Annotated in this window: 17 protein-coding genes and 2 other annotated features (1 of these 19 running past the window's edge); of the genes, 13 read left to right on the top strand and 4 right to left on the bottom strand. The window is 30.4% G+C overall.

What is annotated here, in order from left to right; genetic code table 11:
* Positions 1-106 (top strand) — a binding site (T-box leader) (it extends 130 nt beyond the left edge of the window).
* A gap of 84 nt (positions 107-190) precedes the next feature.
* Positions 191-1,189, top strand: coding sequence for a tryptophan--tRNA ligase (trpS, locus tag Ctaglu_RS17585; protein WP_125004097.1), 999 nt, complete (start codon positions 191-193; stop codon positions 1,187-1,189).
* 384 nt (positions 1,190-1,573) lie between these two features.
* Complete coding sequence (locus Ctaglu_RS17580) at positions 1,574-3,169, top strand: peptide chain release factor 3 (RefSeq protein WP_125004095.1); 1,596 nt, start codon at positions 1,574-1,576, stop codon at positions 3,167-3,169.
* A 60-nt stretch (positions 3,170-3,229) separates the two neighbouring features.
* On the opposite strand, the gene Ctaglu_RS25325 is transcribed toward Ctaglu_RS17580, so the two are convergent.
* On the bottom strand, positions 3,230-3,385 hold the full coding sequence (locus tag Ctaglu_RS25325; RefSeq protein WP_164948638.1) for a hypothetical protein: 156 nt from the start codon (positions 3,383-3,385) through the stop codon (positions 3,230-3,232).
* 247 nt (positions 3,386-3,632) lie between these two features.
* On the opposite strand from Ctaglu_RS25325, the gene Ctaglu_RS17575 reads away from it, so the two are divergent.
* Positions 3,633-4,175: an ECF transporter S component gene (locus Ctaglu_RS17575; protein WP_125004093.1), complete on the top strand. Its 543-nt coding sequence runs from the start codon at positions 3,633-3,635 to the stop codon at positions 4,173-4,175.
* Positions 4,176-4,242: 67 nt separating this feature from the next.
* Here Ctaglu_RS17575 and Ctaglu_RS17570 read toward each other — a convergent pair whose 3' ends face one another.
* Positions 4,243-5,340: a GerAB/ArcD/ProY family transporter gene (locus Ctaglu_RS17570; RefSeq protein WP_125004091.1), complete on the bottom strand. Its 1,098-nt coding sequence runs from the start codon at positions 5,338-5,340 to the stop codon at positions 4,243-4,245.
* Between the two features lie 119 nt (positions 5,341-5,459).
* Between Ctaglu_RS17570 and Ctaglu_RS17565 the strand changes: the two genes are divergently transcribed.
* The 9 genes from Ctaglu_RS17565 to Ctaglu_RS17525 all read left to right on the top strand — a co-directional run bounded on the left by Ctaglu_RS17565 (position 5,460) and on the right by Ctaglu_RS17525 (position 16,250).
* Positions 5,460-6,866 (top strand): spore germination protein, encoded by a 1,407-nt coding sequence (locus Ctaglu_RS17565; RefSeq protein ID WP_125004089.1) that lies wholly within the window; start codon positions 5,460-5,462, stop codon positions 6,864-6,866.
* The gene (locus tag Ctaglu_RS17560; RefSeq protein ID WP_185732795.1) at positions 6,859-7,977 is read left to right on the top strand and encodes a Ger(x)C family spore germination protein; all 1,119 of its coding nucleotides are present in this window, start codon (positions 6,859-6,861) and stop codon (positions 7,975-7,977) included. The genes Ctaglu_RS17565 and Ctaglu_RS17560 overlap by 8 nt, the downstream gene beginning before the upstream one ends.
* A 91-nt stretch (positions 7,978-8,068) precedes the next feature.
* Positions 8,069-9,142 (top strand): GGDEF domain-containing protein, encoded by a 1,074-nt coding sequence (locus tag Ctaglu_RS17555; RefSeq protein WP_125004085.1) that lies wholly within the window; start codon positions 8,069-8,071, stop codon positions 9,140-9,142.
* A gap of 123 nt (positions 9,143-9,265) precedes the next feature.
* On the top strand, positions 9,266-10,411 hold the full coding sequence (locus Ctaglu_RS17550; protein ID WP_125004083.1) for an AlbA family DNA-binding domain-containing protein: 1,146 nt from the start codon (positions 9,266-9,268) through the stop codon (positions 10,409-10,411).
* Between the two features lie 119 nt (positions 10,412-10,530).
* The gene (locus Ctaglu_RS17545; protein WP_125004081.1) at positions 10,531-10,941 is read left to right on the top strand and encodes an ATP-binding protein; all 411 of its coding nucleotides are present in this window, start codon (positions 10,531-10,533) and stop codon (positions 10,939-10,941) included.
* Positions 10,942-11,123: 182 nt separating this feature from the next.
* Positions 11,124-11,383: a binding site (T-box leader), on the top strand.
* A 61-nt stretch (positions 11,384-11,444) separates the two neighbouring features.
* Positions 11,445-12,665 carry a tyrosine--tRNA ligase gene (gene tyrS / locus Ctaglu_RS17540; protein WP_125004079.1) on the top strand — a complete coding sequence of 407 codons (1,221 nt, stop codon included), beginning with the start codon at positions 11,445-11,447 and terminating at the stop codon, positions 12,663-12,665.
* A gap of 208 nt (positions 12,666-12,873) precedes the next feature.
* Entirely contained in the window at positions 12,874-15,180 is a 2,307-nt protein-coding gene (locus tag Ctaglu_RS17535) for a ring-infected erythrocyte surface antigen domain-containing protein (protein WP_125004077.1), read from the top strand.
* A 99-nt stretch (positions 15,181-15,279) separates the two neighbouring features.
* Positions 15,280-15,546, top strand: coding sequence for an EscU/YscU/HrcU family type III secretion system export apparatus switch protein (locus tag Ctaglu_RS17530; protein WP_125004075.1), 267 nt, complete (start codon positions 15,280-15,282; stop codon positions 15,544-15,546).
* Between the two features lie 14 nt (positions 15,547-15,560).
* Positions 15,561-16,250 (top strand): metallophosphoesterase, encoded by a 690-nt coding sequence (locus Ctaglu_RS17525; protein WP_125004073.1) that lies wholly within the window; start codon positions 15,561-15,563, stop codon positions 16,248-16,250.
* Between the two features lie 149 nt (positions 16,251-16,399).
* Here Ctaglu_RS17525 and Ctaglu_RS17520 read toward each other — a convergent pair whose 3' ends face one another.
* Positions 16,400-17,290 (bottom strand): DUF2225 domain-containing protein, encoded by an 891-nt coding sequence (locus tag Ctaglu_RS17520; protein ID WP_125004071.1) that lies wholly within the window; start codon positions 17,288-17,290, stop codon positions 16,400-16,402.
* A gap of 204 nt (positions 17,291-17,494) precedes the next feature.
* On the opposite strand from Ctaglu_RS17520, the gene yjbM reads away from it, so the two are divergent.
* Positions 17,495-18,289 carry a GTP diphosphokinase gene (yjbM, locus tag Ctaglu_RS17515; RefSeq protein WP_125004069.1) on the top strand — a complete coding sequence of 265 codons (795 nt, stop codon included), beginning with the start codon at positions 17,495-17,497 and terminating at the stop codon, positions 18,287-18,289.
* 97 nt (positions 18,290-18,386) lie between these two features.
* Here the strand turns inward: yjbM and leuS are convergent, their stop codons facing one another.
* Positions 18,387-20,870: a leucine--tRNA ligase gene (gene leuS, locus Ctaglu_RS17510; protein WP_125004067.1), complete on the bottom strand. Its 2,484-nt coding sequence runs from the start codon at positions 20,868-20,870 to the stop codon at positions 18,387-18,389.
* Positions 20,871-21,020: the final 150 nt, after the last annotated feature.

The following is a 21,020-nucleotide window of genomic DNA, read 5'->3' as shown; positions in this document are numbered from 1 at the left end:
ACGTAAGCCTTACGTTATAAAGGTAGGATATCTTAGTGTATCTGTTTGAGTAGAAGCTCTAATAGCTTCTAAGTATTAGGTGGTACCGTGTATATGCGCCCTATGGATTTATCCATAGGGCTTTTTTTACATTAAAGGACCTTTTAATACATTGAATAAATCATATATTATATTTTAGGAGATGATATTTTTGGAAGGTAATAAAAAAGTAATATTTAGTGGAATTAAACCTTCAGGCGACTTAACTTTAGGAAATTATTTAGGAGCTATAAAAAACTGGGTTAAATTACAAGAAGAATATGAATGCTATTTTTGTGTGATGGATTTGCATGCAATTACAGTAAAACAAGAACCAAAGGATTTGAGAAGGAGATCCTTAGAACTATTAGCTATTTATTTAGCTTCAGGCATTGATCCTGAGAAAAATACCATATTTATTCAGTCGCATGTCCCAGCTCATAGTGAAGCTGGTTGGATGTTAACTTGTTCCACTTACATGGGGGAATTAAGTAGAATGACTCAATATAAAGATAAATCTAAAAATAGTGGAGAAAGTATATCAGCAGGTTTATTTAACTATCCAGTGCTGATGGCAGCAGACATTTTATTATATCAAACTGATTTAGTTCCTGTAGGAAAGGATCAACTTCAACATCTTGAAATTGCAAGGGATATAGGGGAAAGATTCAATAGGATATATAGCGACACATTTGTAATCCCAGAAGCGTATGTACCCAAATCAGGGGCTAAGATAATGGATATGCAAGATCCAACAAAAAAAATGTCTAAATCAGAAGAAAATATTAATGGATATATTTTAATAATGGATCCACCAGAAGTTATAAGAAAGAAAGTAAATAGGGCTGTCACAGATAGCTTAGGAGAAGTTAAGTATAATGAGGAACAATTAGGTGTTAAAAACTTAATGACTATACTAATGACTATAACTGGTATGTCTATAAAAGAAATTGAAGAAAAATATGAAGGCCTAGGCTATGCTCAATTTAAAAATGATGTAGCAGAAGCAATAGTTTCTGAACTTGAGCCAATACAGGTAAAGATTAAGGGATATACGGGTAACAAAGCTTATTTAGAGGAGATTTATAAAAAAGGTTCTGAGAAGGCTAACTATGTTGCCAATAAGACATTAAGAAAAATGCAAAAGAAAATAGGATTTATTCCGAGATAAAGTTTAAAATTTCTCCGGCGTGCCTTACAAACGAGCTCGGGGCTGGAAATTCCATTAAGAAATTCTAATCTTTTGCTCATATTGCAAGTCACTCGGTGAAAATTTTATACGTTCATGCGCAGTCCCTTACGAGCAGTGAAAAAGAAGCTGAAAATAAAGTCTTTTATAAAACCCTAGTCTGTAGTATCATTTTAAATTTACAGGCTGTGGTTTTTTTATTTATAGAGTACAAGCTTAGTTGACAGAAATGTTCATAAAAGATAAAATCAATAGGTAGAGAATTTAAAAATGAAAATTTTAGAATCACTAGAAGTACAGAGAGTGATTGTAGGAATATATATTTATAGTACATATTAAAATATTTAAAAAAGGAGTGCGATAACCTTGCTGGATTACATAAAAGAGATTCAAAAGAGAAGAACATTTGCTATAATTTCCCACCCGGATGCTGGTAAAACTACATTAACAGAAAAGTTATTATTATATGGAGGAGCAATAAGGCTTGCAGGTTCAGTTAAAGCTAGAAAAGCCTCTAAACATGCGGTTTCTGACTGGATGGAAATAGAAAAACAAAGAGGTATTTCTGTTACATCTTCAGTTATGCAATTTAATTATAATGATTTTTGTATAAACATACTTGATACACCAGGTCACCAAGACTTTAGTGAAGATACTTATAGAACCCTTATGGCTGCAGATAGTGCAGTAATGATTATTGATGGTGCAAAAGGAGTAGAGGAGCAAACAAGAAAGCTATTCCATGTATGTAGTATTAGAGAGATACCCATATTTACGTTTATTAACAAGATGGATAGAGAAACTAGAGATATATTCGAACTTATGGATGAGATAGAAAATGAATTTGGAATTAAATCTTACCCAATGAATTGGCCTATAGGTTGTGGGGTAGATTTTAAAGGTGTTTACGATAGACGAACAAAGGAAATAATTGTTTTTGATGATGGAAAGCATGGGCAAATAGCAGCTAAAGAGACAAAAATTAGTGTTAATGATGAAAAGGCAATTGAGCTTATTGGAGATGTACTATATGAAAAGCTTATGGAAGATATGGAGCTTTTAGATGTAGCAGGTGATGATTTTGATTTAGCAAAAGTTGCTACTGGAGAGCTTACGCCAGTATTTTTTGGAAGTGCCTCAACCAATTTTGGAGTTGAACCTTTTTTAGATAACTTTTTACGATTAACTTCATCGCCATTACCAAGAAATTCAAGCATAGGTAAAATAGACGTTTTCAGCAAAGATTTTTCTGCTTTTGTATTTAAAATTCAAGCTAATATGAATAAAGCTCACAGAGATAGAATGGCTTTTATGAGAATTTGTTCTGGACAGTTTGAAAAAGGTATGGACGTTTATCATGTGCAAGGTGGTAATAAAATAAAATTAGCGCAACCTCAACAATTTTTAGCGCAAGAGAGAGAAATAGTTGAGGCGGCTTATGCAGGAGATATTATTGGGGTTTTTGATCCAGGTATATTTAGCATAGGAGATACAATATGTGCCTCATCAAATAAATTTAAGTTTGAAGGAATACCAACTTTTGCCCCAGAACATTTTGCAAGTGTGAGAACTGTTGATACAATGAAGAGAAAGCAATTTATAAAGGGTATAACACAAATAGCTGAAGAAGGTGCAATCCAAGTATTTAAGGAACTTCATATAGGGATTGAACAAATTATAGTTGGGGTTGTAGGAGTGCTTCAGTTTGAAGTATTAGAATTCAGACTTAAAAATGAGTATAATGCAGATATTAAGATGGACAGATTGGCATTTAAATATATAAGATGGATTGAAAATAGTAATATAGACAAAGAAGAACTTAACTTAACTAGTGATACGAGGATAGTTAAAGACCTTAAGGACAGAGATTTGTTACTATTTCAAAGTGATTGGTCCATTAGTTGGGCAATAGAGCATAATAAAGGTTTGATTTTATCAGATGTTAGCAAAAACGATGACTAATTTAAAAATAAAAGAAAAAATCTCTTGAAATAATTTCAAGAGATTTTTTCTTTTATTTTTTTACGTGCTTTTTCTTCTACTGGATAGAGCATCAACTATAAAGATAATTGTAGCAACTATTAGTAGGATATTGATTAAATTACCACCTATGCTGAAAAGTACTCCAATTAAAACAAATAATACTACAAAGCCACCTAACCAACGTAGAAAAGGCATATGCGTACCTCCATTTATAAATCTACTAGAGTGGATTTATCCACTCTAGTGAATTATGCATATGAATACTAGATATAGTATGTATTACTTTAGCAATGTATATGCAAAAATATATGGAAGTATGGTTAAAAGTGTATGCATACATTTGAAAAAATGATTATTTTTGTATATACTAATATTAAAAGATTGCTTAGGAATATATTTTAAGGCTAAATTGCATTAAAAATTAAATCATGGGAGGAAAAATATGGAAAATAGAGTATCAGCAATTAAAACTATTGACATAGTACAAATCAGTCTAATGGCAGCGATTACATTTATAGCTACGAGTGTTATACATTTCCCCAGTTCTATGGGAGTACTCCATTTAGGAGATAGCATGATTTTTTTATCAGCTATATTATTTGGAAGAAAAAAAGCAGCTATATCATCGGCTATTGGTATGTGTTTATTTGATCTAATGACTGGATATACTATGTGGGCGCCATTTACTCTTGTTATTAAAGGCGGTATGGGTTATATTGCTGGAACCATTGCTTATAGAAAAAATTATGATGGAAATAAATTTTCAAATAATGTTTTTGCTTTTGTCATAGCGGGTATTTGGATGATTGTGGCATATTATTTAGGTGGAGCAATTATACTAACATTTATTTCTAAAGAATTTACTCTTGAAAAGGCATTAATTATTGCTTTAAAGGATATACCTACTAACATTCTTCAAGTAGTAGGCGGTATGGCTCTAGCACTGCCTTTAATAACAGCTTTAAAAACAAAAATTAATAGATAAGATAATAAACATAAAAATAGAGCTATTATTATCAATACTTTAGTGTTGATAAATAAGAGCTCTATTTTTATATTATGCCTGTATATTTATTTTTCTTGGCTTTTCTAGTTTTAATATAAAATATACTGAAAATTATTGTTGGTATTAATATGAAGCATACTACAGAGAAATAGGCAAAAACATTTAAAAACTTATATAGAAACAATACTTTAGCTGAAACAAAATAGGAAATTGCGAATACAAATAAAGTAATAATGTATATAGTGTATTTATTAAAGAAAGAAAGTTGTTTTAATAGAATTAGTATGGCATTCAGCGTTAACATATATTTTATAAACCATCCACCCACCATTTGAAGCATTACAAAAAATTCCCCACCCTCTAAAAAACTGAAGTAACTAACTAACTGAGTTTGTATGAGCTTGGGATAGTTAAGGCTAAGGACTCTAGCTATGCCGAAGGTACTTAAAAGACCAATGTTTGCAACAATCTCCATTTGTATTACAATTAATATTGCAATAATGCAGTGCTTTGTGATTTTTGACTTACTTATTACTTTGGATAAAAAGGGAATGCAAACTCCTATACCTCCATAGCATCCAAGTGCTTTTATTATAGATAAAATAAAAGAGGGGGTGATACCATCCGCCATTATAGGAAGTAAGTAACTAAGTTTTTTATATTTGGATGTAAGAATTGCTAGGTTTATACCTGCAACCATAATAAGACATATACCTATAATAGTAACTATAATTATTGACCTAGTACCTTTTTTTGTAATATAAATGGCTGGTATTAATATAAACAAAAGAAAAAACCAAGGTGGAGTATCTGAAAGCATATTTAGGTGCAAGGCATTTGCCTCCACTGAAGAACTTTCTATCAAGGCAACAATTAAGGCTATGATAAATAGTATCAAAAAAATGTCACCTATAGTTTTACCTAAAGCCCTATGGTATATTTCATTCATATTATAGCAATTAGTTTTTTTACAAACAAAAAGTATATAAATAAAATATAAAAGTAAAAGAATAGAGGCAATAATAACGGAAATCCAGGAATTTCTACCTGCATTTATAATGAATATATTGGGGTAAGTTTTCATTGCTACAATGGAAGTTCCCCAAATAATGAAGATTAGATGTTTTGTATTTAGCTTATCCATGTTAACTCCTTGTTTCAATTTTATATTCTTTGAAAATAAAACTTGCAATATATTAGTAGTATTTCCCAATTTGAGAATAATAATCTTAAATATTACAAATAATAAAAAGGGTGATTAAAATGGAAAAACTAAATATGGATTATATTAAGGCAAAATTGAAAAATAGCTATGATGTGAAATATCGAGAGATAGAATGCGCACTGGGAATAGTAATCGGCGTATTTATTGATGATTTATGTGATTCTAAATTTATTAGTGAATATATATTTGAGCCACTAATACAAAAAAATATTTCAAATGTAGATTTAGAGTATATAAAAAAAGAAGTATTATCAGCGAGTAGCATTGGAGATATTAACAGTAATGATGATGCTATATCACACATTTTGTCTGGGGATTTGGTGCTGGTATTTTCTTTTACAAATAGTGCAATTTATTGTGAGGCCAAGGGGTATGTGAGGCGGAGTGTTGGCGTACCTCCTTCAGAAAATGTAATTAAAGGACCAAGAGAAGGATTTACGGAGGCTTTTGTAGATAATGTATCTCTGATTAGACGAAAGATAAAAAATTCGGATTTAAAATTCGAAACCTTAGTTTTAGGGAGTAAATCTAACACAGTAGTTGTCATATGCTATATAGAAGGGGTAGCCCCAAGGAAGCTTGTTCATTATATAAGAAAAAAAGTGTCTAGCATAAAGCTAGAGTTTATATTAGATACGAATTATATCGAGGAACAATTAAAAAATAAGCACACAGCTTTTGACACAATAGGAACTACAGAAAAACCAGATGTTGTAGCATCAAAGCTTTTAGAAGGAAAAATAGCAATAATTGTAGATGGAACACCATTTGTAATTACTGCACCATATTTTTTCGTGGATAATTTTCAAGCACCAGATGATTATTATTCTAATAAGTATTTTGCTAATTTATCGAGACTTACCAGGGTAGTTAGCTTCTTCTCAGCTAGCTTATTGTCAGGGTTATACTTGGCTATTGCTTGTTTCCATTTTTCCCTTATTCCTACTGTGTTTGCTGTGAAGTTCACAATTTCAAGAGCGGGTGTACCTCTTCCCACTGTTATAGAGCTATTAGTAATGACTTTTTTCTTTCAACTACTTAGAGAGGCGGGTATAAGATTACCACAATCTATAGGCCAGTCAATGAGCATTGTTGGTGCTTTAATTTTAGGTGATGCTGCAGTGGGAGTAGGCCTGGCATCCCAAAGCACTGTAGTAATTGTGGCACTTTCTTCTATATCTTCTTTTTTAGTTCCTAAGCTTTATGGAGCTCTAACCATATGGAATATAATTATTATTTTGTTTTCCTCGGTGCTGGGACTTCCAGGATTTTATATTAGTTTCTTTGTTTTTATCTCACATATGGCGAGTCTTGAAAGCTGTGGATATCCATATTTATTTCCTTTAGGTACGTTAGAGAGCTTTAAATTAAAGGATTTACTATATAGAAAAGACCTAGGAGAAATATCTAATAGTATTTTTGATAAGGATGTTTATAATGAATAAGTATAAAAAAATATTAATCATAGTCTTAATAATAATGAATTGTTTTAGTATGACATCGTGTTTCAGTTACAGGGATATTAATAAAGTTTTATTTATTACTGCCTTAATAATAGATGTAGATAATATGGGGAATCCTATATTATATGCTGAAGCTTTTAAGGGAATAAGAGGGGTAGCACCTCAAGGAATGGATGAAAGAATATTATTTAAAGGAACAGGAAAAACAATCTTTGAAGCTGTTAGAAATATGAATGCTACTTCCAGTTATAAATTAAATTATACACAGAATAAAGCCATAATATTTACTCAAAAGGCAGCAGAATTCGGTCTTGATAATTTTATAGATATTTTAGACCGGGATCAAGAATTTCTTATAAGACCGTATATTGCAATATACCTAGGGGATCCAGAAAAACTTATAAAGTTGAATATTATTCAAGATAAGTACATTGGATTATTTGTAGTGCAACTTATAGAAAATATTGGGGCGTCTTCAAGGGCTGTAAAACTAAGTTTAAATGAATTTTACAACCAAAGGAATATGGGAGATAAAAGCAATGTCATAACCATAATAGATATCACAAAAGATAGTTTAGAACCAAAATTACAAATAAATGGTGGAGCAGTTATTAAAAATGATAAAATGGTTAGTATATTATCAATTTTTGAAGGGCAAGGGTTCAACTTTTTAATGAATAGCATTTCAGGCGGTACTTTAGAAATAACTAATCCCTGTGATATTAATAAATTTGTAACTTTAGAAATTAAAAAAAGTAAAACTAAGACAGAAATTAGCTATTATGATAATGTTATTCATTTAAAAAAGAAAATTAAAGTTAAGGTGGATTTTGGAGAGGCCCAGAAAAGTATTTTACTTACAAAAGAAAACATAAGTAAAATCAAAAATAAATCAGAAGAGAATATTGTGAAAGCCTGCAATAATGTATTTGAAAAATACAAGGAGATGGGTATAGATATCTTTGATGTAAGTGAAGAATTTTACAGGAAATATCCAAAGATAAAAATCAAAGATATTATTAAGAAAACTGAGTTAAAAGTAGAAGCAGAAGTAGAAATAATGAATACAGGGGATGCTAATAACTTCCAATAAAAAAATCATAGGAAGTTCTGCAATTTAGTTGTATACTAATTATAGGATAATGGATTTATAATACATTTAGTTAAAAGGAATGTTAAATTGAATGGAAAAAGAATTAGAATTGGTAGAAAAATTTGAAAGACTAAGGGAAGAGTTTGAAACTTATCAAAATTTCGCTGAAAGTACCATACAAATTATAAGTGAAAAAAATACTAAGTTAGAGAAAAGGTTGGATAATATAACTAACATTGTTGAAATTAGTAAGTATATTAATTCTAATATTAGTGATTCTAACTTAATATCTATGATAAATGACATGATTATAGGTATTTCAGGTGTAACATATTCATCAATATATTTATATGAATTTGATAAATTGGTAGTTAAGGCAACAAATAGTGATGCGGTGGATTTAAATTTAAAGTTTAAAGACCATTTTGTACAATTAAATGAAGGGAAATTATTTATTATTAATTCTAAGAGCGCTGTGGGAGAGGATTTAATAAAAGATAAAATACATTCAATAATAGGTATACCAATTAATTTAAGAGATAAATTTACGGGTTACATAATAGTAGAACATACACTATGGAATTTTTTTAGCCAAGAGTATGTAAGTTTTATGTCTTCTATTGCTATTCAAATTGCTATAACTATTGAAAATAGTTTGTTATATGCTAAGGTTAAGGAAAGTTCAATAAGAGATCCCTTACTTGGAATATACAATAGAAAATACTTTTTTGACACCATAGAAAATAAACTTTTTAGTGATATATCTACTGAATTTGCAATAGTTATGATGGATATTGATGATTTTAAAAAAGTGAATGATTTGTATGGTCATCAAGCTGGTGATGATATTTTATTAAGTATTACCAATACTATAAGTGAAAATTTGCATGATGAAGATATAGTGGCTAGATATGGCGGGGAAGAAATTGTTATATATATTCATGAAGTTCGAAACTATAACATAGTTTATAATAGAATTGACAATATCAGAAAAAAAATAGCTAATACCATAAGTGAGAGTAAGAAGCTAAAAAACCCCATTACAGCTAGTTTTGGAATTAGCTATTACAAGGGAAATAAAAGTGTGGATAAAGTATTAGAAATAGCAGATATAATGCTTTATAAAGCTAAAGCAAGTGGTAAAAATAGAGTTGTAAGCGAATAAAAGGGCGATGGTATTCCATCGTCTTTTGTTGAATATGCCAGAGTATCATTAGAAAAATTATCTTAGAAACATTGCATATCAATAAACATAGTATATTATTATAGCACGGTTGGAGTGAAATATATGGATACAAAAAAAATAAGCATATTGTTAAAAAGGGATGAAGGTACAAAATTAGATTTTAAGTTAAAAATGGATATATTAATAGAAAGCGGTAAAAAAGAATTAGCTAAAGATATATGTGCTATAGCAAATTCTCGTGGAGGAAGAGGATATATTCTTGTTGGAGTGGAAGATAAGACCAAAAGAGTTATAGGTATTAATCTTGACGACTTTAAAGAAGAGCAGTTTCAACAAATTATTAGTTCAAGATGTGAACCACCTATTCCAATTTCCATAGATTTTGTAATATATCAAACTAAAAATTTGGCAATTATAACTATATATGATGGTGGTCAGAAGCCTTATCAATTAAGAGAAAATGGTGCTTTTTACATTAGGCGTGGTTCTACAACAGATACCATGAGAAAGGACGAATTAATCTCTTGTTTACAAGAAAATCTAAGTTTAAATATTGAAACTATGCCTATTATAAATAGTGATATCAATAGTTTGGACTTTAATATAATCAATAAATACTTTTTAAACAAGGGAATTGTAGTAACTGATGACAATAGATTAGAGTTTATGGATAATACAGGAATAACCTTTATTGAAAGAGATTATAATAAGAGAGTTGTTACACTAGGTGGCTTATTGGTGTTTTCAGGAGTTAATAGTATTTATCTACCTCATAATATGATTAAGATAGTAAACAAGGTAAATAATAAGCTTGATGAGGTTATAATTGTGCAGGGAAGTCTATTATATATGCTAGATAGGGTAGAAGAACTGTTCAAAAATATATTTCCTTTAAATTATCCTATAGCCTCCGTACATGAAGCTGTAAAAAATGCAATACTTTTTAGGGACTATACTATGTTCTATAAGGAAATACAAATAGCAATAAATTATAATAGCGTTAGCGTAATTAGTCCTGGTAATTTATTATTTTCAAATAAAATTAATGCTCATAATTATTCAAAAAGAAATATGTGGATATACGATAAGTTAATAGCCTTAGATGATAGAAAAAGATTCATAAAATCTGGGAAAGGATTTGCAAGAATGAAGAAGGCTTTTGTAAAATATGGTAAAGTGATATTTGTGGATTCAAAAGATGATAATAGTTTTAAGGTTATTTTTCCAGGAATTAAAAATTTTATTTAATAAGTATAATATTGCAAAAATATTCTGAATAATATATAATGAGTGTAACTATATTGCGTACAGTGTAGACCTGTTTAATAATTATCTGGTTATGTTAGATAAAATAGGAGGCGGTTAACATGATTCATGTATTTTGCGGTAGAAAAGGTTCAGGTAAAACTAAAGCTTTGATTAAACTTGCCAATGAAAAGGTTCATGAGGTTAAGGGGAACATAGTGTATATTGATGATGATACTAAGGCAGTACTACAATTAAACAGCAAAATGAGATTTGTAGCTACAAATGAGTTTAATTTAAAAAATAATAATGATTTTTATGGTTTTTTGTGCGGTATGCTCTCAAAAGATTACGATATTGATACCATTTTTGTTGATGGTGTATTTAATATTGTTGATGATAAACTTGAGCATACGGCACAATTGTTTTCTAAAATGGATTCTTTAGCTAGAAAGTATAATGTAGATTTTTATGTAAATGTTAGTTGTGAATATAAAACCCCACCAGAATTTTTAAAGGATTATATCGCGTAAGCATTTAATTGATTTTTAGTGTAATGCAGGGCTAAAAACCCTGCATTTTTTATAAATAGAGCAAATGGTTGAAAATCAGAGTATATAGCAAGTAAATAGATATAAATAGAGAAAATGACCAATTAGTAAACTTGATATACTTTAAATATACCTATACAATTAACAGAATAAAAGTTTATATTTAAAAGGCTATGAAGGAAAAAAGTAACTGTAGGAATTATTAAGAGAGCTAGTGGTAGGTGTGAACTAGTTAATGAATATAGTGAAATACATTCTGGAGCTTTAAGCTGAAATAAAGTCGTTAATGAGCAGTTTCGAAGATGGTAAGTAGCTGTGAAGATGATGTTTAAAGTAAGCTGAGACGGACTTACCTTACGTTATAAGGCATGAGCGGATTGTTAAATCAATTTGGGTGGTACCACGGAATTATTTCGTCCCTTTCATAGGGGCGTTTTTTTATTTCCCAAAAATAATAGAGCATTAAAAATAAGGAGGAATAATTTATGTCAAATGTATATGATACACTGTACGAGCGAGGATACATCAAACAACTTACTCATGAGGAGGAAATAAGGAAAATACTAGACACTGAAAAGGTAACATTTTATATAGGATTTGACCCTACGGCGGATAGTCTACATATAGGCCATTTTATTGCTATGATGTTTATGGCACATATGCAAAGGGCAGGCCATAGGCCTATAGCCTTAGTTGGCGGTGGAACTGCAATGATAGGTGATCCGTCAGGAAAAACAGATATGAGAAAAATGCTTACAAAAGAAGAAATTGATTATAATATATCATGCATAAAATCGCAGCTTTCAAAACTTATAGACTTTAGTGATGGTAAAGCAATACTCGAAAACAATGCAGATTGGCTACTAAACTTAAACTATGTAGAATTTATAAGAGATATAGGAGTACATTTTTCAGTAAACAGGATGTTAACTGCTGAATGCTTTAAACAGAGATTAGAAAAAGGACTATCTTTCCTTGAGTTTAATTATATGCTTATGCAGGGATATGACTTTTTAGTTTTAAATCAGAAATATGGATGTACTATGCAACTCGGTGGAGATGATCAATGGTCTAACATAATTGCTGGTATGGAACTAATAAGAAGAAAAGAAAGTAAATCTTCATATGGAATGACATGTGCATTGCTTACTAACAGTGAAGGCAAAAAGATGGGAAAAACAGAGAATGGTGCACTATGGCTTGATGCAGATAAAACGTCACCTTATGATTTTTATCAATACTGGAGAAATGTAGCAGACTCAGATGTTAAGCAATGCTTATCCTTACTTACATTTGTACCAATGGATGAAGTTAGAAGATTAAGTGCTTTAAAAGATGAAAAGATTAATGAAGCTAAAAAAGTTTTAGCTTTTGAGGTTACAAAACTTATTCATGGAGAAGAAGAAGCTATAAAGGCTCAGACAGCAGCAGAAGCATTGTTTGGTGGTGGAGCTAATATGAGCACCGTGCCTAAAGTATCTATACCCTTAGATATGAAGAGTGTGGGACTCATGGATATATTAGTGTACACTAAAGTAGTACCATCAAAAGCAGAAGCTAGAAGGCTTATTGAACAGGGTGGATTAACTGTTAATGGCAGAAAAATTGAAGATAAAAATGAAACACTTTTAGACTCAGATTTTAAGGATGCTAGTGTACTTATAAAAAAAGGAAAGAAAAAATACTATTCCTTAATTATAGAATAATAAAGTTAAAAAAACAAAGCTGAAGTTAATATTTTAGCTTTGTTTTTTTAGTAACATTTATTTTATGGGGATTGTTAATAATTATTTAATACTTTCAGTTAAAAATAGATAATTATTGACTTCCCCCTTTAAAAAAAAGTGTTTCATACGATAATTAAATGTTGATAACTTTTAAAAATGTTATTATTCAAAAAAAGGGGGGTGGCTTATGTCTATAATTAGCAATATTGCAATACAACAGAATCCACAAGCTAAAAAAGCTTTTAGTAAGATATCTTTTGAAGCTGGGGAAACCTTCAATGCAAGAATAGTAGGTACAGATCAGGAAAAGGGAGAAGTTAGTTTAAAATTACTAGATGGATGGCAATTTTCTGCAAAGATTGATAAGCCACTGCAGCAGGCTCCAGAAGGTAAAGTGCTTAAATTTGAAGTAGAAGGTTTTGAAAATGATAAGCTTGAAATAAAATTAGTATATGAAGATAAAGAAGGTAAAACTATTGATACTGAAGGCTTGGAAGCCTTCAGTAAGGGAGATAGCCCCGGCACTGATAAATCGGATGCAGTGCTTTTTGGAAAAATGATAAAACATGATATGTCGTTAACTAAAGATAATATAATTGATATAAAAAATCTGGTTGATTTTAGAGAAAAGATATCCTTAAATTCCAATAAAGAAGAAATTTTTATTGCTAGATACCTTGAAAGTAGAAATATTGACCCTAGCAGTGAAAAGGGAAATGAAACAACAAAAATTTTAAAAAACTTTTTTGAGGCATTAAAGAATTTAGATATTGATGAGATATTATTATTTAAAGAAAATAATATAGAAATTACTAAAGGAAATTTGGATAGCTTTATAAAACTATTTAAAGGAGAGTCAACGCTATACAACAATTTAAAAGATATTAGCAACTACTTTTTAAATAGTGATACAGATAAAAATACGTTAAAGAATATACAGGATTCCAAAGTAAGTGTGGGCCTAAATAACTTTATAGATTTAGATGAAAGTAGCAAAGAGTCTACAAATTTAGAATTTAAAAGCAGTAATGAAACAAAGACGGTGCAGCTACCAAATAATAATGGAAAAATAGTGGATAAAACTCAGAATTCAGATAATCTTAGACCTAATAACAACCTAAAAGGAATAGTTAATTTAATAAATAAAGAGTTAAAGAATTTAGATGTTAATTATAGGGTATTAAATTCTACTATTAAAACTTTAGAACTAGATAAAAATATAGAATTCAATGCATATTTTGGAATAGATGAAAATATAAAACCAAGTAAAACTTTAGGACTAGATAAAAATATAGAACTTAGTAAGGGTTTTGGAATAGATGAAAATATAAAACCAGGTAAAACATTAGAACTAGATAAAAATATAGAACTTAGTAAGGGTTTTGGAATAGATGAAAATATAAAACCAGGTAAAACTTTAGAACCAGATAAAAATATAGAACTTAATAAGGGTTCTGGAATAGATGAAAATATAAAACTAGGTAAAACTTTAGAACTAAATAAGAATTTAGAACTTAATATAGAAAATGGAATAGATAAAAATATAAAGCTAGAAAATATTAAGTTTAATAGTAGCACAATAGAAGCAATGGTTGATAAAATTTTCAAGGTGGAGCAAATATTTTTAAGTCCAGATAGCTATGTTAAATTAATAGAAAATTTAGAGGTAAAATTAAACATAGCAAAGAACGAACCTATTAGTGTGAAACTAGAAAGTATAGTGCCAAATGAAGAATTACCTTTAAATGCAAATATATCACAAAAAGATAAGCCAGATGAAGTGGAACTAACTACTAAGAGTGCTATCAATACTAAGGCAAATGGATATGGAAAAAACAATTCACTTAATGAAATTATAAATATGATAAAAAAAGAATTGAATATTTCAGAGGTTGAAAAGGGAATTATAAATAATGTAGAAAGTGACGTAGAAAAGATAACTACAGATTTTCTTATTAAAGAACAAATTAAGTTAAAGACTGAAGAGATTAAAAATATAGTTAAAGACCTTATTGAAAATAAGATTAACTTAAAGCCAGAGGCCTATGAAAAGGTTATGGGTTTATTCCATGAAAAACTTAACGATTTGAAGATGTTTAATTCTATTTCTGAACAATATTACTATTTGGATTTGCCTATAAACGTTAAAGATGATGAATATCAATTTAAATTAATTATTAAAGATGATAGGAAAAAAGGGAAAAAGATTGACAGTAAGAATGTTAAAATTGCTACTAGTGTCAAAACAATAAATATGGGAACTGTAGATGCATATATTAAAATTAATAATAATAATATGAATATTGATATTAATTGTGATAAATTCTGGGTTAAGGTCTTAAAATTGGGCAAGGAAAAGTTAATAAAGGATTTATCCAATCTAAATTATAGAGTTAATATTGATGTTAATAACAAGGCCAAAGAATTTACATTAGTAAGTTGCGGAGAATTTTTTGATGATAGAAGTTTTAATACCCTCAATATAAAGGTATAATATAATAGAGCATTAAGAAAAATAATAGTGAATATGCTGGAGTATTATATTTAATATAATTTAAAATAGAACTATCGAACACTAATGAGGGGTGTTAAAATGAAAAAAGTAAAAAAAGCTGCTGCCATAAAATATGAACAAGGATATGATGTTCCTATAGTAACAGCAGCTGGGATGGGTTATATTGCAGATAAAATTCTGGTGAAGGCTGAAGAGAGTAAGGTAGCCGTAGTGCAAAACGAGGAATTGGCTAATTTACTTTTAAATGTGGATATAGGATCAGAAATACCCTTCGAATTATATGATGCAATAGCAAAGGTTATTGCTTATGTAATGGATATAGATTCAATAATGAAAAAAGATTAAAAAGGAGGTATATTATGGCGTTATGGGCAATATCTGATCTTCATTTAGCTTTAAATTCAGATAAACCCATGGATATATTTGGAGATAAATGGGAGAAACATCATGAAAAAATAAAAGAAAATTGGCTTAGTAAAGTTTCAGCTAATGATACTGTGTTAATTGCAGGGGACATTTCATGGTCCATGAATATTTCAGAGGGCCTTGAGGATTTGGAGTGGATTCATAAACTCCCAGGTAAAAAAATACTTATCAAAGGAAATCATGACTATTGGTGGAGTAGCATCACAAAGCTTAATTCTCTTTATGAAGATATGAATTTTATTCAAAATAATTTTTTTAATTATAAAGATTTCGCTATATGCGGTACCCGGGGATGGAATTGTCCGGGATCTACAAAATTTACAGAGCATGACCAGAAAATATATAATAGAGAGTTAATAAGGCTTCGAATATCATTAGATGAGGCGGTGAAAAATGGATATAGTAAATTTATTGTAATGCTTCATTATCCACCTACTAATGATAAATTCGAAGAAACTAAACTTATAAGTTTAGTAAAAGAATATAATGTGGCAAAGGTAATATACGGACATTTGCATGGACCATCTTTAAATAGGTTATATGAGGGAAATATAGAAGGCGTAGAGTATATAGTAACTTCTTGTGATTATTTGGACTTTGATCCTTTAAAAATATTAGAATAGCACAAAGAGGTAAGTTTTTGTGTATAAGTATGACTACTAGATTTATTTATGTGGATAACAAACATAATAATCATAGGAATGTAAAAACAAACAACAAGTTAAATATTCTAGCATATTAACTTGTTATTTGTTTTTATGTATTTAAATTATTATTTAAAAATTTTAGAGAAAAAACCAGATTTCTTAGTATTTTCTATTGGCTCAAAGTTTTCTGTAGAAGCTTTATTTAGGTTTTCATTAGCAAGTAATAATGCAGCTTCTTCCTCTTTTATAAGGTCCTTCATATCTCTCGCAAGTTCTTTCAAACTCTGCTTTACAGTAGGGCTTGTTATTACATTACTAAACCAAACTAGTGAAGTTTCTGTATTGCCAATACGTCTATTTAGCTCTCCAATAAGATACATAGCACTATATTTATCCATACCATATATAGGGAAGGCTTCTGCATAATATGAATCATTAAGTCCTTCTAGTGCTTGCTTTAAAAATACTAGCTCCATCTCGCGGGCATCTTGGGTTTCGAGTAGCCTGTACATCCAGGCTAGTTTCATACAATTGATTGCTTTTTTACTTGATTTTGCATTGGTTATTATATAATTTAAAAGGGATAGTTTATACCTTTCAATAGCGATATGTATATCATAAACCTCTGGATACATCCTGCCCTTCCATTTAGGTGTAATAGACTGTTGTACTTTTTCTATTTCTATACTTCTTATACTATGGAAATCTGTTTTCATAGCTGAATACCCGCAAGAATTACAAATCCAAACGTCATAGAAATAAGGATTAATTAATGAATACCTTATAAAAAAGTCACTGTCTTTTTTTATCATTCTATAAGCCGATGACTTTACTGCGCTAGTTTTGAAAATTGCTCCACATACAGGGCAGGTAACTTCTTTACTATATAGAAGAGACTTTTCCTGGTTGATTTGACTATTTTCTTTCACAGTTTCAGTTTTTTTATTATAGATTTTAATATCTTCAATATTATCAAACCCCATATTTTCTAGACCAGAAAACATTTTTTTATCCATTTAATCACCCCAAAATAAAATTTACTGTATTATGATTAGTTATAAATTTGGTGTATTTTCCTAAAATAATTGCTTTTATGTTAATTTAGTAGTAAATTAATTATAACAGAAAATTAATAAAAATATAATATTAATAAAAGACAGCATCCGAAAATTTGTATATATTTTTTGTAAGCATGAAATTTTATGTAAAGGACTGAGTATATGGCAATAAGAGAGTGGAAAAGATTCTTAATACCTTATGAACAGGCAGTAGAAGAGTTAAAGGTAAAGTTCAAAAGCATTCGGCGCGAATATAGACGTAAAAATGATTATTCACCTGTGGAGTTTGTTACGGGTAGGGTTAAAGAAATATCTAGTATCCTTGAAAAAGCTAATAAATTCTGTATCCCTTTAGATCGAATTGAATTTGAAATGGAGGATATTGCGGGAATAAGAGTAATGTGCCAATTTGTTGATGACATTGATAAGGTGGTAAATTTGATTCGCGAAAGACGTGATATGAAAATAGTTTATGAAAAAGATTATGTTGCCAATGTAAAAGAAAGCGGATATAGAAGCTACCATATGATCATAAAGTATCCGGTGAATTTATCTGATGGCCAAACCGAAATACTAGCGGAATTTCAAATTAGAACCTTGGCAATGAATTTTTGGGCTACGGTAGAGCATTCCCTAAATTATAAATATAAGCATGATATACCAGAGTATATAAGGGAAAAACTTAAAAATGCTGCAGATGCTGCTTTTCAGTTAGATCAGCAGATGTTAGAAATTAAAGATGAGATTAAAGACGCACAAAAACTCTTTGAGGTTAAATCTAATTTGGTATCTGATATAATGAATAATATTCTTTTGATTTCTTCCCTTGGAAAATTAATGGATGCAACTAGGTATAGAGAACAATTAAATAAGCTACTAGAAGAAGGAGAAGTCTTTGAGCTTAGCAGTCTTCTTAAATCAACTCAAAAGACCTTAGATGTGTATGGCGTTTCATAACATGTAAACAATATAAATCAAAAAATAAGAGTAGGGAGTCTAAACTAGACTCCCTACTCTATTTTTTTGATTTATACTGATCAGTGAATAGTTTTTACTAAGAAGCTACTATATTAACTAATCTTCCTTTTATTATAATAATCTTTCTTACAGTTTTACCTTCTAAGGAAGCAATTAGTGTTTCATCTTCAAGAGCAGCTTTTTTTATAGCTTCTTCATCTAAATTTTGCGCTATAGTTATTCTGGATTTAATTTTACCATTTACTTGAATAGCTATCTCTATTTCATCTTTGATTAGAGCACTAGCATCAAATTTAGGAAAGCTTTGATTAAATATAGAATAACCCATACCTAAGGTTTCCCACTTTTCTTCTGCAAAGTGAGGAGCAAAAGGTGCTAAAAGTAAAAGATAATCCACAAGAACTTCTTTTAAGAAATTACTATTAACAGTTTCTTCATTAACATATTTTGATAGAGCATTTGTAAGTTCCATAAGTCTTGCAATAGCTGTATTAAATTGAAGTTTTTCTGTGTCTTCAGTAACTCCCTTTATTGCAAAATGTCTCCAGTAGTTTAATTCTTTTTCTGCCTTATTTAGAGGAGCCTCATTATTACTTTCTTTTAACATTTCAGAAATTCCAGTGTCTACAGCTCGTTCAATTCTATCAACGAATTTTCCAATAGCTTTTATACCATCATCACTCCAAGCACCACCATCAGTATAACCAAAGCCAAACATTAGGTACATTCTAAACACATCTGCACCAAACTCTTTTATATACTGGTCTGGTGAAATAGTATTTCCTTTGGATTTACTCATTTTTAATCCGTCTGGTCCTAAAATTAAACCTTGGTGAGTAAGAGACAAGAAAGGTTCATCAAAGTTTAAATAGCCCATATCGCGAAGAGCTTTGGTGATAAACCTTGCATACAGTAAATGCATACATGCATGTTCAGGGCCACCTACATACTTGTCTACAGGAAGCATTTTGTTTATTAAGTCTGTATCAAAAGCCTTTTCACTATTTTTGTTATCTACATATCTTAAATAGTAAAAAGAAGAACAAACGAAGGTATCTAAGGTATCAGCTTCTCTGTGGGCAGGACTTCCACAAACTGGGCAAGGTACATTAATAAAGTCTGCAGATTTAGCTAGGGGTGATTCTCCGTCTGGTGCAAATTCTACGTCATAAGGTAATTCTACAGGAAGTTGGTCTTCAGGTACTGGTACAGGCCCACATTTATCACAGTGAATTATTGGAATAGGAGCTCCCCAATATCTCTGCCTTGAAACTAACCAATCACGAAGCCTGAAGTTTACTTTTTCTGTTCCTAAATTTTGAGCTTCTAATTTTTTTACTACAGCAATTTTTCCATCCACAGTAGATAAACCATTAAACTCTTCACTATTTACCATTTTTCCATGTTCAGTGTAAGGAAGATCTTCGAGACTATTTATTTCGGTTTTTGTACCAGAAATTACACTATTAGCAGGAACAATTACTCTTTCGATAGGTAAATTATATTTAGTAGCAAAGGCAAAATCTCTATCATCATGAGCGGGGACAGCCATTACGATGCCGGTTCCATAGGTATTTAAAACGTAGTCAGCAATCCAAATGGGGATTTTTATTCCATTAATAGGATTAATAGCATAGGAACCAGTAAATACACCGGTTTTTTCTCTTGTAATAGATTGTCTTTCTATATCAGATTGCTTATTAGCTTCATCTCTATAAGTCACCACAGCATCTTTATATTCATCTTTAGTTAGGACACCTACAAGGTCATTTTCAGGTGCAAGTACCACATAGGTAACACCGTATAGGGTGTCAACTCTTGTGGTGAAGACACTAAAGTCTATATCTGAATCTTCCACTTTAAATGTAACCTCAGCGCCAGTAGATTTTCCTATCCAATGTTTTTGCATTGATTTAGTTTTTTCAGGCCAATCCAAGGTATCAAGTTTTTCTAATAGTTCATCAGCATAGTCAGTAATTTTTAAAAACCATTGGGTTAAATTCTTTTTAGTAACCTGAGTGCCGCACCGCTCACAAGAACCATCTACTAATACTTGCTCATTTGCAAGTACAGTACTACAACTAGGGCACCAATTTACAGGGGCCTTTTTTCTGTAGGCAAGACCTTTTTCAAATAGTTTTAAGAATAACCATTGAGTCCATTTATAATAATCTGGACGGCAAGTTACAACTTCATGATCCCAATTAAACATTGCGCCCATGGCTTTTAATTGCTTTTCCATAGTAGTAATGTTTTGCTCTGTAGAATCTTTTGGATGCACACCAGTTTTTATTGCATAGTTTTCAGCAGGCAATCCAAAAGCGTCAAAGCCCATTGGCTGAAATACATTGTAACCTTGCATTTTCTTCATTCTAGCCCAGGTATCTACGGGCCCATAGTTAAACCAATGCCCAGCATGTAGTTGACTTCCAGACGGATAAGAGAACATTTCAAGCACATATAGCTTCTTATCAGTATTATTTTCATCAAATTTATAGAGATTAGTTTGTTCCCATTTTTGTTGCCATTTTTCATCGATGGTTGTATTATATTTTGCCATTAATATTCCTCCTTGTATTATCTGAGCGTTCACGGAAACTCCTTAGTTCCTGTGATTACTCATTTTTAGTATCATTAATTTTTGTTGATTCCCCCACTTTTTTCGCATAAAACACTTGACAAGTTTGTAGAATTTTGCGGTCCTTCTCTT

The sequence above is a fragment of the Clostridium tagluense genome (assembly GCF_003865095.1).
GTDB classification, from domain to species: Bacteria; Bacillota; Clostridia; order Clostridiales; family Clostridiaceae; genus Clostridium_AD; species Clostridium_AD tagluense.
This window is presented reverse-complemented; position numbering and strand designations above follow the sequence as displayed.

What these genes read in the sequence shown, in the direction of transcription:
- Ctaglu_RS17570 (WP_125004091.1), bottom strand. Translation starts at nt 5,340, where the DNA reads ATGGATAAGCTAAATACAAAACATCTAATCTTCATTATTTGGGGAACT.
- Ctaglu_RS17525 (WP_125004073.1), top strand. Translation starts at nt 15,561, where the DNA reads ATGGCGTTATGGGCAATATCTGATCTTCATTTAGCTTTAAATTCAGAT.
- yjbM (WP_125004069.1), top strand. Translation starts at nt 17,495, where the DNA reads ATGGCAATAAGAGAGTGGAAAAGATTCTTAATACCTTATGAACAGGCA.
- Ctaglu_RS17545 (WP_125004081.1), top strand. Translation starts at nt 10,531, where the DNA reads ATGATTCATGTATTTTGCGGTAGAAAAGGTTCAGGTAAAACTAAAGCT.
- Ctaglu_RS17565 (WP_125004089.1), top strand. Translation starts at nt 5,460, where the DNA reads ATGGAAAAACTAAATATGGATTATATTAAGGCAAAATTGAAAAATAGC.
- Ctaglu_RS25325 (WP_164948638.1), bottom strand. Translation starts at nt 3,385, where the DNA reads ATGCCTTTTCTACGTTGGTTAGGTGGCTTTGTAGTATTATTTGTTTTA.
- Ctaglu_RS17530 (WP_125004075.1), top strand. Translation starts at nt 15,280, where the DNA reads ATGAAAAAAGTAAAAAAAGCTGCTGCCATAAAATATGAACAAGGATAT.
- Ctaglu_RS17520 (WP_125004071.1), bottom strand. Translation starts at nt 17,290, where the DNA reads ATGGATAAAAAAATGTTTTCTGGTCTAGAAAATATGGGGTTTGATAAT.
- tyrS (WP_125004079.1), top strand. Translation starts at nt 11,445, where the DNA reads ATGTCAAATGTATATGATACACTGTACGAGCGAGGATACATCAAACAA.
- Ctaglu_RS17550 (WP_125004083.1), top strand. Translation starts at nt 9,266, where the DNA reads ATGGATACAAAAAAAATAAGCATATTGTTAAAAAGGGATGAAGGTACA.
- Ctaglu_RS17560 (WP_185732795.1), top strand. Translation starts at nt 6,859, where the DNA reads ATGAATAAGTATAAAAAAATATTAATCATAGTCTTAATAATAATGAAT.
- leuS (WP_125004067.1), bottom strand. Translation starts at nt 20,870, where the DNA reads ATGGCAAAATATAATACAACCATCGATGAAAAATGGCAACAAAAATGG.
- Ctaglu_RS17555 (WP_125004085.1), top strand. Translation starts at nt 8,069, where the DNA reads ATGGAAAAAGAATTAGAATTGGTAGAAAAATTTGAAAGACTAAGGGAA.
- Ctaglu_RS17535 (WP_125004077.1), top strand. Translation starts at nt 12,874, where the DNA reads ATGTCTATAATTAGCAATATTGCAATACAACAGAATCCACAAGCTAAA.
- Ctaglu_RS17575 (WP_125004093.1), top strand. Translation starts at nt 3,633, where the DNA reads ATGGAAAATAGAGTATCAGCAATTAAAACTATTGACATAGTACAAATC.